Annotated in this window: 15 protein-coding genes; 11 read left to right on the top strand and 4 right to left on the bottom strand. The window is 65.8% G+C overall.

The window, feature by feature from the left end; genetic code table 11:
- Positions 1-7 precede the first annotated feature (7 nt).
- From MFF62_RS28680 to MFF62_RS28670, 3 genes are read left to right on the top strand one after another with little or no spacing between them, the layout of a single operon-like run.
- On the top strand, positions 8-964 hold the full coding sequence (locus MFF62_RS28680) for an ABC transporter permease (RefSeq protein WP_238267010.1): 957 nt from the start codon (positions 8-10) through the stop codon (positions 962-964).
- Complete coding sequence (locus tag MFF62_RS28675; RefSeq protein ID WP_238267009.1) at positions 961-1,773, top strand: ABC transporter permease; 813 nt, start codon at positions 961-963, stop codon at positions 1,771-1,773. The genes MFF62_RS28680 and MFF62_RS28675 overlap by 4 nt, the downstream gene beginning before the upstream one ends.
- Entirely contained in the window at positions 1,770-3,437 is a 1,668-nt protein-coding gene (locus MFF62_RS28670) for a dipeptide ABC transporter ATP-binding protein (protein ID WP_238267008.1), read from the top strand. Before MFF62_RS28675 ends, MFF62_RS28670 begins: the two co-directional genes overlap by 4 nt.
- Positions 3,438-3,611: 174 nt before the next feature.
- Here the strand turns inward: MFF62_RS28670 and MFF62_RS28665 are convergent, their stop codons facing one another.
- The 3 genes from MFF62_RS28665 to MFF62_RS28655 form a co-directional block, all read right to left on the bottom strand.
- Positions 3,612-4,661, bottom strand: coding sequence for a porin (locus MFF62_RS28665; protein WP_238267007.1), 1,050 nt, complete (start codon positions 4,659-4,661; stop codon positions 3,612-3,614).
- 502 nt (positions 4,662-5,163) lie between these two features.
- Positions 5,164-5,826 (bottom strand): response regulator transcription factor, encoded by a 663-nt coding sequence (locus tag MFF62_RS28660; RefSeq protein ID WP_238267006.1) that lies wholly within the window; start codon positions 5,824-5,826, stop codon positions 5,164-5,166.
- Positions 5,823-7,160, bottom strand: coding sequence for a sensor histidine kinase (locus MFF62_RS28655; RefSeq protein WP_238267005.1), 1,338 nt, complete (start codon positions 7,158-7,160; stop codon positions 5,823-5,825). Before MFF62_RS28655 ends, MFF62_RS28660 begins: the two co-directional genes overlap by 4 nt.
- Before the next feature lie 237 nt (positions 7,161-7,397).
- Here MFF62_RS28655 and MFF62_RS28650 point away from each other — a divergent pair, with 237 nt between their 5' ends.
- The 6 genes from MFF62_RS28650 to MFF62_RS28625 all read left to right on the top strand — a co-directional run bounded on the left by MFF62_RS28650 (position 7,398) and on the right by MFF62_RS28625 (position 10,694).
- Positions 7,398-7,688: a hypothetical protein gene (locus tag MFF62_RS28650; protein WP_238267003.1), complete on the top strand. Its 291-nt coding sequence runs from the start codon at positions 7,398-7,400 to the stop codon at positions 7,686-7,688.
- A 54-nt stretch (positions 7,689-7,742) separates the two neighbouring features.
- The gene (locus MFF62_RS28645; protein WP_238267000.1) at positions 7,743-8,018 is read left to right on the top strand and encodes a hypothetical protein; all 276 of its coding nucleotides are present in this window, start codon (positions 7,743-7,745) and stop codon (positions 8,016-8,018) included.
- A 23-nt stretch (positions 8,019-8,041) separates the two neighbouring features.
- Complete coding sequence (locus tag MFF62_RS28640) at positions 8,042-8,326, top strand: GCG_CRPN prefix-to-repeats domain-containing protein (protein WP_238266998.1); 285 nt, start codon at positions 8,042-8,044, stop codon at positions 8,324-8,326.
- A gap of 30 nt (positions 8,327-8,356) precedes the next feature.
- A complete protein-coding gene (locus MFF62_RS28635) occupies positions 8,357-9,508 on the top strand; it encodes an FUSC family protein (RefSeq protein WP_238266997.1) in 1,152 nt (383 codons plus the stop codon).
- A gap of 90 nt (positions 9,509-9,598) precedes the next feature.
- Entirely contained in the window at positions 9,599-10,144 is a 546-nt protein-coding gene (locus MFF62_RS28630) for a hypothetical protein (RefSeq protein WP_238266996.1), read from the top strand.
- Positions 10,145-10,193: 49 nt separating this feature from the next.
- Positions 10,194-10,694 carry a hypothetical protein gene (locus MFF62_RS28625; protein ID WP_238266995.1) on the top strand — a complete coding sequence of 167 codons (501 nt, stop codon included), beginning with the start codon at positions 10,194-10,196 and terminating at the stop codon, positions 10,692-10,694.
- A 147-nt stretch (positions 10,695-10,841) separates the two neighbouring features.
- Here the strand turns inward: MFF62_RS28625 and MFF62_RS28620 are convergent, their stop codons facing one another.
- On the bottom strand, positions 10,842-11,021 hold the full coding sequence (locus tag MFF62_RS28620) for a hypothetical protein (protein WP_238266994.1): 180 nt from the start codon (positions 11,019-11,021) through the stop codon (positions 10,842-10,844).
- 298 nt (positions 11,022-11,319) lie between these two features.
- Between MFF62_RS28620 and MFF62_RS28615 the strand changes: the two genes are divergently transcribed.
- Complete coding sequence (locus MFF62_RS28615) at positions 11,320-11,685, top strand: hypothetical protein (protein ID WP_238266993.1); 366 nt, start codon at positions 11,320-11,322, stop codon at positions 11,683-11,685.
- 174 nt (positions 11,686-11,859) lie between these two features.
- Positions 11,860-12,975 carry a GNAT family N-acetyltransferase gene (locus MFF62_RS28610; RefSeq protein WP_238266992.1) on the top strand — a complete coding sequence of 372 codons (1,116 nt, stop codon included), beginning with the start codon at positions 11,860-11,862 and terminating at the stop codon, positions 12,973-12,975.
- Positions 12,976-13,238: the final 263 nt, after the last annotated feature.

Below are 13,238 nucleotides of genomic sequence, written 5' to 3'. Positions count from 1 at the left end.
CGACTCCATGTCATCTTCCTTTCCGCTCTACCTGTTGCGCCGCGCACTGTGGACGCTACCAACGCTGCTGCTGGTAGCGGTGCTGGTCTTCGTGCTGATGCGCCTGATTCCCGGCGATCCGGCGCAGCTGATTCTTGGCGACACCGGCACTGCCGCGCAGATCGCCGACCTGCGCGCCCAACTGGGGCTCGACAAACCGATCCTCGTGCAGTTCTGGTTGTGGCTGTCCCACATGGCCAGTGGCGACTTCGGGCATTCCATCACCAGCGGCGAAGCCGTGTTGCCGCTGCTCGTGGAACGCTTCCAGGTTAGCGCCACCATCGTGCTAGTGGCCGTGGCTGCGGCCGCGCTGATCGCCGTGCCGGCTGGCCTGTTTGCCGCGTGGAAGCAGAATTCGCTGTCCGACACGGTGATCGTGGCCGGCGCCACGCTGTTCCTGTCGATCCCGAGTTTCTGGCTCGGCCTGTTGCTGCTGCTGGTGGTGGGCCTGAAGCTCGGCTGGGTGCCAGTGGTGGGCTACGTGGCCTTCGGCGAAGACTGGCGTGCGGCGGCCAGCTTCCTGGTGCTGCCCATCGTCACGCTGACGCTGATCGAGATGGGCGTGCTCACCCGCATGGCGCGCGCCAGTGTCATCGAGACCCTGCGGCTGGAATACGTCACGCACGCACGCGCCAAGGGCCTCTCCGAGTTGCGCGTGCTGCTGCGCCATGTGCTGCCCAACGCGTTTGCGCCCACGTGGACCATGATCGGCCTAGTGCTGGGCAACTTGCTGGGCGGCATCGCCGTACTGGAGACCGTCTTCACGCTGCCCGGCCTGGGCCGGCTGCTCGTCGACGCGATCTTCGCGCGGGACTACCCGGTGGTGCAGGGCTGCCTGCTGTTCACCGCAGGCATCTACGTGCTCGTGAACCTGGTTATCGACCTCTTCTACCCGCTATTCGACCCGCGCGTCGCCACGTCATGAAATTCCGAACCAATGCCGTCATTGGCGGCCTGCTCGTGGGCATCGTCGCCGTCATGGCGCTGCTCTCCGCGGTCTGGACGCCGTTCAATCCGCTCAAGCTCAACCTGCGCATGCGCCTCAATGCGCCGTCCAGCCTGCACTGGCTGGGCACCGATGAATTCGGCCGCGACATCCTGTCGCGCCTGCTGGCTGGTGCCGGCGCCAGCCTGGCCGTGGCCGCGATGACCGTGATCGTGGCGATGGTGCTGGGCACGCTGCTCGGGCTCGTGTCCGGCTACTTCCGGGGCCGTACCGACCGCATCATGATGGTCGTCAACGATGCGCTGCTGGCGTTCCCGGGCATTCTGCTGGCGCTCGGCATCATGGTCATCACCGGTGCCAACAAGTACGGCATCGTGCTGGCGCTGGGCCTGGCCTACACGCCCACCGTGGTGCGGCTGGTGCGCGGCACCGTGCTGTCGCTGCGCGAGAAGGAATTCGTCGAAGCGTCGCGCGTGATCGGCAATAGCGAAATCGTGACCATGCTGCGGCATATCCTGCCCAACTGCGCGGCCCCGCTGATGGTGCTGGGCACGTCGATGTTCGGCTGGGTGGTGCTGGCAGAAAGCGCGCTGAGCTTTCTTGGCCTTGGCGTGCCGCCCCCGGCGCCCACGTGGGGCAACATGCTGTCCTCCGGACGCCCGTATATGGAATCGGCCGCGTGGCTGGGCATTGCACCGGGCCTTTGCATCGCCATGACGCTGCTTGGCATCAACCTGCTGGGCGACGCGCTGCGCGACTGGCTCGACCCGCGGATGGAACGACAATGAACGCTCAAACCCGACAGGAACACCAGGCGATGGCCGATTCGAACCCCCTGCTCTCGGTACGCAACCTCACGCTGAGCGGCGCCGCCGGTCATCCGATCCTGAACGGCATCTCGTTCGACGTGGCGCCCGGCGAGGTGCTGGCGCTGGTGGGCGAATCCGGCAGCGGCAAGACGATGGCCGGCCGCGCGATCATGCGCCTGCTGCCGTCCCAGGTCAGGCAGACCGCCGGCACCATTACGCTGGCCGGGCACGATGTCGGCACGCTTTCCGACCGCGCGATGCGCGACCTGCGCGGACAGGTGGCGGGCATGGTCTTCCAGGAACCCATGGTGTCGCTGAATCCCGCCATCACGGTGGGCGCTCAACTGTGCGAAGGGCTGATGCTGCACGAGTGCATTGGCGCAGTCGACGCCCGTGCGCGCGCCATCGAGATGCTGCGCCGCGTGCAGATCGCCGATCCGGAAGGCTGCATGGCCGCCTATCCGCACGCGTTCTCGGGCGGCATGCGCCAGCGCATCATGCTGGCATCGGTCATGCTGCTCAAGCCCCGGCTGCTGATCGCCGACGAACCGACCACCGCGCTCGACGCGCTGAGCCAGCGCGAAGTCATGGAGATCATGGCCGACCTCACGCGCAAGAGCGGCACGGCCGTACTGCTGGTCACCCACGACCTGCAGCTCGTGGCGCACTATGCGGACAGCGTGCTGGTACTGCGGCGCGGCGACCAGGTGGAACACGGCCCTGCCGAGCGCGTGCTCAGCAAGCCCGCCGCTGCTTACACGCGCAGCCTGATCGATGCGCTGCCCAGGCGTGCCGACGATCGCAAGCCCGTGCCCGATCACGCGCCGGTGATCGAGGCGGTCAATGTCTCGGTGACTTATCCCGGCAGCCACCGGCTGTTCTCGCATCAGCCGGACAAGCGCGTTGTCGACCAGGTATCGCTGGCCATCCGTCCGGGCGAAGTCGTGGCGGTGGTGGGCGGTTCCGGCTCCGGCAAGACCACGCTGGGCCGCGCGATGATCGGCCTGCTGCCGCTGGCCGGTGGCGAGCTGCGGTTTCGCGGACAGGCCCTGGGCACCGGGAGCAAGGCCGCGCAGCGCGAATTCCGGCTGGCCTGCCAGATGGTGTTCCAGGACCCCTACTCCTCGCTGGACCCGCGCCAGCGCATCGCCGAGATCGTTGCCGAGCCGCTGAACCACGGCGAACGGCTGACACCCGCCGAGCGCCGCGCCCGCGTGGCGCAGATGCTGGCCGAAGTGGGACTCGACGGACTGGGCGACCGCTTTCCGCACGCACTGTCGGGCGGCCAGCGCCAGCGTGTGGCCATCGCTCGCGCCCTGATCCGCAGGCCCGCCCTGGTGGTGGCTGACGAGCCCGTTTCAGCGCTCGACATGACGATCCAGAAACAGGTGCTGACGCTCTTCCGCCAGTTGCAGACCCAGCATGGCTTTGCGTGCTTCTTCGTGTCCCACAACCTGGCCGCCGTCTCGGAGGTGGCCGACCGCATCGTGGTGATGCACCAGGGCCGTATCGTCGAGGAAGGCAGCGTGGCGGACATTCTCGATCGCCCGCAGCACCCCTATACGCAGGCTTTGCTGGAAGCCGCGTACGTGGCGCCCGGCCAGCAGACGCCGCTGTCGGCACGGACGGCCGCGGCAGCCTGACGCCGTCCCGCCCCGTACCAGCCACGCCGGTGCCGCCTTGCGCGGCACCGGCGTTTTTCTTTCCGGCGCGCCGGCGGCAGCCCCTTCCGATGCAAAAAAAAGGGCGCCCACGATGGTGGGCGCCCTTTCTATCAGGCTATCAGGCTTGTTGACCCGGCCGGAACCGGGCGCCGGTCAGAACTTATGCCGGATACCGAGCAGCACACCAGTCTGGTTCTTGCCCGGGACAGTCGTCCCGAAGCCGCCCGTTCCAAGGTTAGAGCCGTCCTTGTTGCGCGTGTAGGCCACGTTGAAATACGCGTCGGTACGCTTCGAGAACGAATAGTCCGCCGATACGACGAACAGCCACGGATCGGCGCCGGTGTCGCGGAAGTCCTGGTAGTAGGCCGAGCCCGTCAACGACCAGGCCGCCGTGATATCCCACTGCGCGCCCGCCCAGTAGAGGTTCGTCGTCTGGCTCGTGGGGGGCGTCATGATCCGGCCATAACGGTAGCCCACGTAAGTCTTGACCGGGCCGATCACATAGGTGCCGACCAGCGCCGCCTTGCGGGTCTTGTAGTCTTCAGTGGCGACCGTGTCGCCGTTCTGCTCGTCGTAGACCGCGGCAATGGCCAGCGGACCCGCCTCGTAGGCCAGGCTGGCGCCGTATTCGCGGCCCACGCTCGGATGGCCCGGCACCTCGCCGTTCACGCCCGCCGTGCCGTCCGCGCCGAAGCTGTAGAGCAGCTTGGCCGTGACCGGACCGAACTTGCCCACGTACTTGATCGAGTTGTCGGCCCGCGACTGGAAGTCGTCGTCCTGCACGCCAATCGAGTACCGCGTGGAAATGCCCATCGGATCGTATTGCACGCCGATGTCATACATGGGCGTGTTATGGCGACCCAGCGTCAGCGTGCCATAGTCGCTGCTCAAGCCCACCCACGCCTGCCGTCCGAACAGCCGGCCACTCTGCCCGCTCTTGCCGTCGTCGACGTTGAAGCCGCTTTCCAGCGTGAAAATGGCGCGCAGGCCGCCACCCAGGTCCTCGGTGCCGCGAATGCCCCAGCGCGACCCGGACAGGTTGCCCGACTGCATCCGCACCACGCTGTTGCCCGCGCCCTTCTGGTGATTGGCGAACTCGATGCCGACGTCGGCCACGCCGTAAAGCGTCACAGATGACTGCGCGTAGGCGCTGCTTCCCAACAGGCAGGCAATGGCCGCGACGGCCAGCTCTCTTCTTTTCATGCTCGTGGTTTCCCCTTGTGGTGAATGCGAACTGCCGGCCCGGAGGCGGCGGCTTCTGGTGTTTGAGTTGGCTCTGGTAGTACGCGCGCGCGGCAGCGCGCCCTGGCGATGACCGGGCTGCCCGCCGGTATGGCAGGCAAGACAGGCGGGATGCACGCTGGGCGTCGGGTTGTGGCGACGCCAGCCGTGTCAGGTGGGATCAGCGCTCGGTAGCGCCAGGCAAGGACGCGAGTGGCGTCAACGGCGCTGCCATTCTTTCATTGGCGCTTCACAGTTGAAAGTGTGCATTGTGATAACGAAATACACATTTCACTGCAATATGCGACGTGACGGTGACAATCCGTCAGACGGGAAAGTCCGGGCAGGCGCTGCGTTCGGAAGCAGGATGGCGATCGACGAATTCACGCGGGGATTTGCGGCGCGGAACCCGGGCATTCCGATCATGAACAATCAGGCGAAGTAGCACGGGGCACGGCCGGGCCGTCGCCGGCCCGTCGGGTAACTAAATGCTCCCCGGCACCGTCCACCCTAGCCCGCGCACATTCCGCACGATGGCGCTGCCGAACTTCTTGCGGATGCCGTAGATCACCGCATCCACGGCATTGCTTTCGACCTCCTCGCCCCAGCCGTACAGCCGCTCTTCCAGCTGCGCGCGCGAGAGGATGGCACCGGGCCGCTCCAGCAGCGCCAGCATCAGCGCATATTCGCGGGCACTGAGCACATCGCCATGCTCGCCATACGTGAGCTTCCGCAGGTTCAGGTCAAGCGTGACCGCCCCGTGGGTCAGCGTGGCCGATGCCGAGCCCGCCTTGCGCCGAACCACGGCGCGGATGCGCGCCAGCAACGCACGCGCCTCGAACGGCTTGATGACGTAGTCGTCGGCACCGAGGTCGAGGCCGGAGATATGGGTATCCACGTCGTCCCGCGCGGTGATGATCAGCAGCGGCGTCTCGTCCTTGCGCTGGCGCAGCCATTTGAGGATGTCGAGCCCCTCGGCATCGGGCAGGCCGAGATCCAGCAGCATGGCCGTGTACGAGCCATCGGCGATGGCCGACCTGGCCAGTTCGCCGGTGCGTACCCAGTCGACGCTGCATTGGGCATCCTTGAGCGCGCGGGTCAGGCTCTGGCCGATCTGCGGGTCGTCTTCGATCAGCAGGATTCTCATGGCTGTCTCTGCGTGGGCAGGTGAATGCGCGCCACGAGGCCGCTGTGGCCATCGTCGCGGCCGGCGAGCCAGACCTTGCCGCCCAGGTTCTGCGCCACGGTCTGCACGATCGCCAGCCCCAGGCCGCTGCCCTCCTCGTCGGTGGCCGCGCCGCGATAGAAGCGGTCGAACACGCGGGTGCGTTCAGACTCCGGAATGCCCGGACCGTTGTCGGCGACTTCGATTTCCACGTGGTTGTCGTGGCGCCGCACGCTGACATCGATGCGGCAGCCCTGCCCACCGTAGCGGATGGCATTCTCGATCAGGTTCTTGACCACCATGCGCAGATCGGTTTCCTGCGCCGGCACCATGGCGTCGTCGAGCTGCTCGACACCCAGGTCGACACCGCGATCGATGGCCAGCGGCAGCAGATCCGCCACCACATCGGTCACCAGTTGCGGCAGCGCCACCGCCACCGGCGGCGAGCTGGCGCCGATCTCGGCGCGCGCCAGGCCCAGCAACTGCGTCACCAGCGTCGCCGTGCGCCGGATGCCGCGCTGCAGGGCGTCCAGCCGCTCGCCGCGCGCATCGGCGGGCGCGTGGCGCAGGTTATCCACCTGCAACTGCAGCGCCGTGATGGGCGAGCGCAGTTCGTGCGCAGCATCGGCGATGAAGGTGCGTTCGGTCTGGATCAGCGTGGATAGCCGCGCCATCATGTGGTTGATCGATGCCAGGAACGGATGCAGTTCCTCGGGCGCGGTGCGAATGTCCACCGGCTCTAGGTGATTCAGGTCTGCCTGCGCCACCCGCTCGCCCATCACGCCGAGCGGACGCAGCGACAGCCGCACGCTGGCCCGAATCAGCCAGATCAGCACCGGTAGCAACAGCAGCACTGGCACGGCGGTCCACATCGCCACGCGCCAGGCGTTGTCGTTGCGCACCGCGCGTTGCTCGGCGATCTGGACATAAGCATCGCCCGCCTGCAGCGCGAACACGTCCCATAGATTGCCGTTGGCGCCCTGCACCGAGGAAAAGCCTTCACGGGCGCGCGGCAGCAGCACAGTGGCATCGCTGGTGTGTCCTGGCAGCGTCGTATCGCCGGGACGCCAGGTCTGGATCACCACGTGCGGCAAGGGATGCGAGGCATCGGCCTGCAGCGGCATGTGCGCGGGCGCGGGATGGATCGACGCGGCGGCGGCCTGCAGATCCTGGTTGAACTGACGCCCCATCTGCTGCACCACCACCCACGCGCCGAGCGCCCCGAGCAATCCCACCAGCAACGCCAGCGCGCCCAGCGACATGCTCAGACGACCGTGCAACGACCGGACGGCAGTCCGATTGATAAGCAGGCTCATTGCTTCTCCCGTCTTCCCGGGTGCCATGGTTTGAGCGCCATCGTTTTGCCGGGACGTGAGATGCAGTGTGCGTGGCGGGTGGCGTTCTGCCAATCCCGGCAACTCCGTACCGGCGGCGGCTCGGGAAAAAGTGGCGATTGCCCCATCTCATTTTCGGCTCATTCTCGGGCACCACACTCCAGACATCCGAGCCCGCAATGACGCTGACCCGAATACCCAGAACAAAAGGAGCCGATCATGACTTTCACCAAGCAAGCCGTAGTCGCCGTGGCACTGAGCTGCGGCCTTGTGGGAATGGCCCAGGCACACACGTTTGTCGGTTTTGGTGTCGGGTTCTCCGCCCCGGTCATGGCGGTGCCTGCCGCACCCGTGGTCGCCTATCCGCCGCCGGTCTACTACCCGCCGGTGCCCGCCTACGCCGCACCGGCCTACGTGCCGGCCACGCCGGTTGGCTACATCACCGGTCCGGGCTGGTACGGCCAGCCGTATCACCCCTGGCATGTCGGCTTTGGCTACTGGCACCACTAAGCCAGTCAAAGCGCCAGTCAAGTCTCAAGTAGTAGAAGTCAACAGGAGAACATCATGAAGAACCGTCTTGGATTCATCGCCGCCAGCGCCCTGGCCCTTTCGCTGGTTTCCGGCTGTGCCGTGGCCGATGTCGGCTACTACTCCGAACTGCACCCGAACATCGAAGCCGCCAGCGTCCACGCCGAACAGGCCATCGAGCGCATGCAGGCCGCACAGCGGGCCAACCACTACGCGCTGGGCGGCCACGCCGGCCGGGCCATCGCCCTGCTCCATCAGGCACAGGCCGAAATGGAAGCCGCTGCCGCCACCGCCAGCAGCCACGCCTACTGAAATCGCGCACCGGGAGAGCCATCATGAGAACCCTTGCAACCGTACTGGCCGTCGCCGGAGTCTTGTTGGTATCGGCCTCGACGTCCTATGCTGCCGAAGGCTGCGGCCCCGGCGGATGGCGCGGCCCCTGGGGACATTGCCACTTCGCCGGCCCGGCCGTCGTCTACCGCCCCGTGGAACCCGTGATGACGTTGCCGGTGGTCACGGTCCGTCCCAACGGCTGCCCCGTTGGCTACTGGCGCGGCCCGTGGGGACACTGCCGCGACACGCCTTACCATGGCCGCCTGCCCGGTGGCGGCTGGAAGTAACCGGGCGCCGATGTCCGCCCAGGATGGACCATGCGCACGGACCGAAACGTCACTACGTTCGCCAGCGTCACCCGCGCCGCCGTTACCGGCGGCTGTCGGTGGCTGGCGCGTTTCGCTGCCTGGCTGGAACGGGTCGATCCGGGCGTGCATCGTCGCATCAAGGGTCTGCGGCTGATCACGGCCTACGGCATCGCCGCCGCACTCGGCGCCCTGCCAGCCGTCACGCACGGCATCACCGGCGGCCAGCGGATTGCCACGCTCGCCGCCGGCTTCGCGCTGTGGGCCAGCGTATCGGAGGCCCGGCATGCGCGCCTGGAGTCGACGCGCGACCTGGCCGCGCTCTGTCTTGCGGCGGACCTGGGTGCCGCATCCTTCGCCCTGCTTTCTCCGGTGCTGGCCGCCGCGGGCAGCACCGACCCCGAATGGATACTCGTGAGCGGCGCCTTTCTGGCGGGCTACTGCCGGCGCTTCGGCGTGCTGGGCACTGGCGTGGGCTCGCAGGTCTTTATCGGGCAATTGCTCGCTTATGGCGCAGGGCTGGGGCCGCCCGACCTGGGCGCGCTGGGCGCCGCCTTTCTTGTGGCCGCCGTGGCGTGCGTCGTGCCACGCCTGTTGAGCGGGCCGGCCGAACGCCCGCCGGCGACACCGCAACCCGTGGCCGTCACTGTCAGTGGCACCAACGCGTTGTCGCCAGAGTTCGTGATGGGGCTGCAGGCGGCCACCGGCTCGCTGGCCGTGGTGCTGCTCAACTGCGCGTTCGGCCTGACCGAATCGGCCTGGGCGGTGACCGCTTGCGTCTATGTGGTGGCCGGCACTGCCGATGGCACGCTCGACCGCGTGCGACGCCGTATCGCCGGCACACTCGTGGGCGTGCCGCTGGGGCTGCTGCTCCTGCCGCTGGCAGCCCATGATCCGCTGCTGATCTGGATCGCGGCCTCCATCGCCATGGTGGTCTATGCGATGGCCCTGCCCGAGCGCTACGACATCGCCTGCGGTGCCTTTGCGTTCGCACTGGTCATCACGCTCGCCGCCGCCGGTGAGCACTCCATCGCGCTGCTCACGGCCCGTGCATGGGAAACGATGCTCGGCGGCGCCGTGGGCTGCGCAGCTGCGATCTGGCTGTTTCCGCTGCGCCCTGCTGTTGCCGCCCCGTCCTCCCCGTCTACGCCTTCCACCGACTGACCGCACGGTTCCCGGCGGGCGCTCATTTTCGGCTCATTCTGCGCCGCTACGCTTCTACCCATAGCAACCCCGAACTCCTGGAGACACAACATGAACCTGCTACTGGGCTTTCTTCCCTTTCTCGCCTTCGCGCTCGTGACGCACGTTGCCGGCAACGCGCTCGGACTCACTGCCGGCGCCCTCGCAGCCGTCGCCCTGCTGGTGCGCGACGGCATGGCCGGCCGCCACCTCAAGCTGCTGGAAATCGGCGCCGCCATCCTGTTCGGCGGCCTCGCGCTGTACGCGCTGCGCGCCCAGCCCGACTGGTCGTTGCCGCATGTGCGCCTGCTGGTGGACGGCGGTCTGCTGGCCATCGTGCTGGCCTCAATGGGTGCGCGCATGCCCTTCACGCTGCAATACGCGGCCGAGCGCGTGGCGCCGGAAGTGGTCAGCCACCCGGCATTCCTGCGCAAGAACTATGTGATCACGGCCTGCTGGGCGGCAGCCTTTGGTGTCATGGCGCTGGCTGACGTCGTGATGGAAAACCATGCGAAAGCGGGCGTGGCTTTGACGGTGGCGGCGCTTTGGGGTGCGGCGAAGTTTACGGAGTGGTATGCGCAGGCCAAGCCGGTTGGTGCGGCGGTGCACTACTCTTAGACCTAGCCAATGCTGCTGGCCAACATAAGCGAAGAAAAAGAGGGGTGCCATGACCGCAGACGAGACTCGCCGGGCACAACCGGCATGGGAAATGCAGGCCTGGGCTGAATTCTGGGCGGCGTGGCTAGCCTGGATGACGCGCCAGATGGCTGAAGACCGCATGCCGCTTTCGGGCGACGTGACTCAGTGGATTCGCACCTGGGGAGAGGCGGTTGGCCAGGTCGGATTTCTGAACGTCAACTACGCCGGATCGAGCGATCCGCAAGCCGAGCAGCGCATCGGCAGCCGATACAGCTACGGGCGGCAATTGGGACGGATGATGGATGTCCTCGTGCCGTATGTGCGAAAGCATGAAGCGGATTTTAGGAATGATCCCGACGGACGTGCGGTGAAAGATTTTCTCGAAATGGCCGAAGACATTGACGCGCTGAAGCAGGCAAGCGTCGACGAGCTTCTGCACCGCGTGAAGCAGTGGCGTAAATCGTCGGAGTTCAAGACGAAACTTGAGCAACTGAAACGTGGACTGGAGGCGCTGGACGACACACCATGAGAGATGGCTGCGCGATCTCCATGTAAAACGCGGTCTCGGCGCACTCACATCCATGACTGCGCCGGAAGCGCCAAGCCAGTCTAGGCGTCACGCTGGGGCGGCGCGCAACGCGCTGGTTGAACCGACGCCCTTGGCCAATCACCGTCGTCACTTGCACGTCACGTCAGAGGTGCGTGCAGAGGCTTGCATCTGGGCTTCGGTCGCGTGCTGTTCGGCATGCTTTGCCTCGCGGGCCTTCTCGATGACATAGAAGTCAGGGCCAGCAATCGCGGAGACGGAGAAAGATGCGGCGAGGAACGTGGCGCCGAGAAAAAGAATGGTTTTCATGGGTGGAGAACGAAGGCCGGTCAGACCTGGTAAGTGAAGTGAATTGCTGCGCTTCGCGTGCGGTGTGGCACGTGAAGAAGTCTAGCCCCCCTCTCCCATTACGTTGATGATTTAAAAGGACACAGATCAGTCGTTTTTTTCATGGGATGAAACGTAATGGCAAGCGAAGGGTCCGGATGGCTGCGCGAGCGCAGTTGGGCAGCCCCCGGCAGCCGCACTTTCGATGTGTGACCTAGGTAACAGTGATGTCGCTTGCAAGGGGTGTACTCTTCACGGACTGCTTCCCGACATCTTGCCCGTGCGATCTACCAGGCTTGGCCTTATCTCTCTTGTCTTTGCTCTGCTCGGACTATTAGGCTGGGCAAGTGCAGCGCTGTCGCCGTCGGCGCTCAACAGCGAAGAGATGATCGTCGATGTCCAAAGCAATGAGCGCGTGGAGCATTTGGCTGTTTGCTGCGCCGACCGTATGGCGCACGCTTCCTTCGTGCCAGATGACGCCGCGGAAACACAATCCACGCCTGCTCTGGATCCTGCCGAGCAGCTATTGCTGCAGTTCCGCACATTGCCTGCCGCCGGCACCCGGAAGGCACAGGCACCTCAAGTTGCCAGTACCTGGCTACCCGGGCCCGACCTGCCCATCCCCCATCGCCCACCCCGCACCTGACGATCCCTTCCGCTAGCAGTGTCGGTCATTTACGGCGCGGTTCCGGCGTAGGTACGTCGTCCACAGTCTCCCGGAGCACCGGCAGATTTCGCGCCTATTTGCAACTGACACTGTCCGACCAATGACGCCTGCTTCACCAGAACTAGCAGCGCGTCCAGGGATACGGAGGTATCTATGCAAACGAGCTTGCTGGAACCGGCATGCCCGGAGTGGCGCGACACACTTTCACGCTGTCGCCATGACTGCCACCACACGCCAGGCTGGTACATCGCCGCGGAACGCAGCGATCACGGTAGCGCTGCCGCGGTACGGGTGACCGACGGCGCCCACGAATTGCTGGTGCCAATGCTGCGCCGCCCCATCGGACGGGATAGCTGGGATGCCACTTCGGCCTATGGCTACGGTGGCCCGGTGCTGAGCCACGACGCGCCTTCCGGCTTTGCCGACGAGGCGCTGGGTGCGGCGATCGCGCTATTGCGCGAGCGGGGGTGCGTGTCATGGTTTATCCGTATGCACCCGCTGCTCAATGCCGGCTGGGACAGCGGCCTGGGGCTGGTAGTCGAGCAGGGCGAGACGGTGTGGATGGACCTGACCAAGAGTGCGGAGCGGCAGTGGCAGGAGACACAGGCGCGCCACAAGCAGGGCATCAATCGCGCGCGGCGCGCCGGCGTGACCGTTCGGCTGGATCGGGAGTTCGCCGGGCTGCCGCGCTTTATCGAGCTGTACAACGCGACGATGACGCGCCTGCAGGCGTCGCCCTATTACTTCTTTGACGCGCTGTACTACCGCGCGCTGGCACGCGGGCTCGGAGACGACCTGCTGCTGTTCGTGGCCGAGGAAGGGGATTGCACGATTGGCGCGGCACTGTTCACCGTGGCACGCGACAGCGGAATCATGCAATACCACCTGTCGGCCTGGGACTGGGAATATCGCCGCCACCAACCGACCAAAACCTTGATCCACACGGCGCGCGAATGGGGCCAGGCCAATGGCATGCACTATCTGCACCTGGGCGGCGGGCTGGGATCGGCCAACGATTCGCTGTTCGAGTTCAAGCGCGGCTTTTCGCCAGACACGCATATTTACCGGACCCAGCGCCTGGTACTTGACGCCAACCGCTACGTGGCGCTGTCCGGCGGCGACGACGCCACGCTAAAGAACCTGGACGGATTCTTTCCCGCCTACCGGCGCCCTGGCGCCAACATGGGGAAGTACTTCTCGAGTTCAGAAAAGGTGGTCAGCGCGTCAGACGGCTCGGTTCGTCGCGCCCCAGTGTCACTTTCCGGTTGAACCACAGTCCATAGCGGTCCCTTGCGTCGAGCGGGTCGCCAACTTCGCTTGCGCGATGGGTTGGGCCGATGCGTGCAGAAGTATTGAAGGCCGTCCCGTTGTCACAGGGATGGCCTTTTTCGTCCGTTCGTACCAACACAGCACGCGGAGAAGGCGCCAGAGAGGCTCATGGCTTCATGATGTGTATTAGGCACAAAAAAGCAACTGTTGTGTTAACGCCATTCATTTGACCAATCAACCCCCACCCACGCGGCGTGCACTAC

The organism is Cupriavidus pauculus (assembly GCF_022179805.1).
Classification (GTDB): domain Bacteria; phylum Pseudomonadota; class Gammaproteobacteria; order Burkholderiales; family Burkholderiaceae; genus Cupriavidus; species Cupriavidus pauculus_E.
This window is presented reverse-complemented; position numbering and strand designations above follow the sequence as displayed.

Coding starts and splice junctions, on each gene's coding strand:
- MFF62_RS28630 (WP_238266996.1), top strand. CDS start 9,599: ATGAACCTGCTACTGGGCTTTCTTCCCTTTCTCGCCTTCGCGCTCGTG.
- MFF62_RS28665 (WP_238267007.1), bottom strand. CDS start 4,661: ATGAAAAGAAGAGAGCTGGCCGTCGCGGCCATTGCCTGCCTGTTGGGA.
- MFF62_RS28620 (WP_238266994.1), bottom strand. CDS start 11,021: ATGAAAACCATTCTTTTTCTCGGCGCCACGTTCCTCGCCGCATCTTTC.
- MFF62_RS28675 (WP_238267009.1), top strand. CDS start 961: ATGAAATTCCGAACCAATGCCGTCATTGGCGGCCTGCTCGTGGGCATC.
- MFF62_RS28655 (WP_238267005.1), bottom strand. CDS start 7,160: ATGAGCCTGCTTATCAATCGGACTGCCGTCCGGTCGTTGCACGGTCGT.
- MFF62_RS28645 (WP_238267000.1), top strand. CDS start 7,743: ATGAAGAACCGTCTTGGATTCATCGCCGCCAGCGCCCTGGCCCTTTCG.
- MFF62_RS28660 (WP_238267006.1), bottom strand. CDS start 5,826: ATGAGAATCCTGCTGATCGAAGACGACCCGCAGATCGGCCAGAGCCTG.
- MFF62_RS28625 (WP_238266995.1), top strand. CDS start 10,194: ATGACCGCAGACGAGACTCGCCGGGCACAACCGGCATGGGAAATGCAG.
- MFF62_RS28650 (WP_238267003.1), top strand. CDS start 7,398: ATGACTTTCACCAAGCAAGCCGTAGTCGCCGTGGCACTGAGCTGCGGC.
- MFF62_RS28635 (WP_238266997.1), top strand. CDS start 8,357: ATGCGCACGGACCGAAACGTCACTACGTTCGCCAGCGTCACCCGCGCC.
- MFF62_RS28680 (WP_238267010.1), top strand. CDS start 8: ATGTCATCTTCCTTTCCGCTCTACCTGTTGCGCCGCGCACTGTGGACG.
- MFF62_RS28670 (WP_238267008.1), top strand. CDS start 1,770: ATGAACGCTCAAACCCGACAGGAACACCAGGCGATGGCCGATTCGAAC.
- MFF62_RS28640 (WP_238266998.1), top strand. CDS start 8,042: ATGAGAACCCTTGCAACCGTACTGGCCGTCGCCGGAGTCTTGTTGGTA.
- MFF62_RS28610 (WP_238266992.1), top strand. CDS start 11,860: ATGCAAACGAGCTTGCTGGAACCGGCATGCCCGGAGTGGCGCGACACA.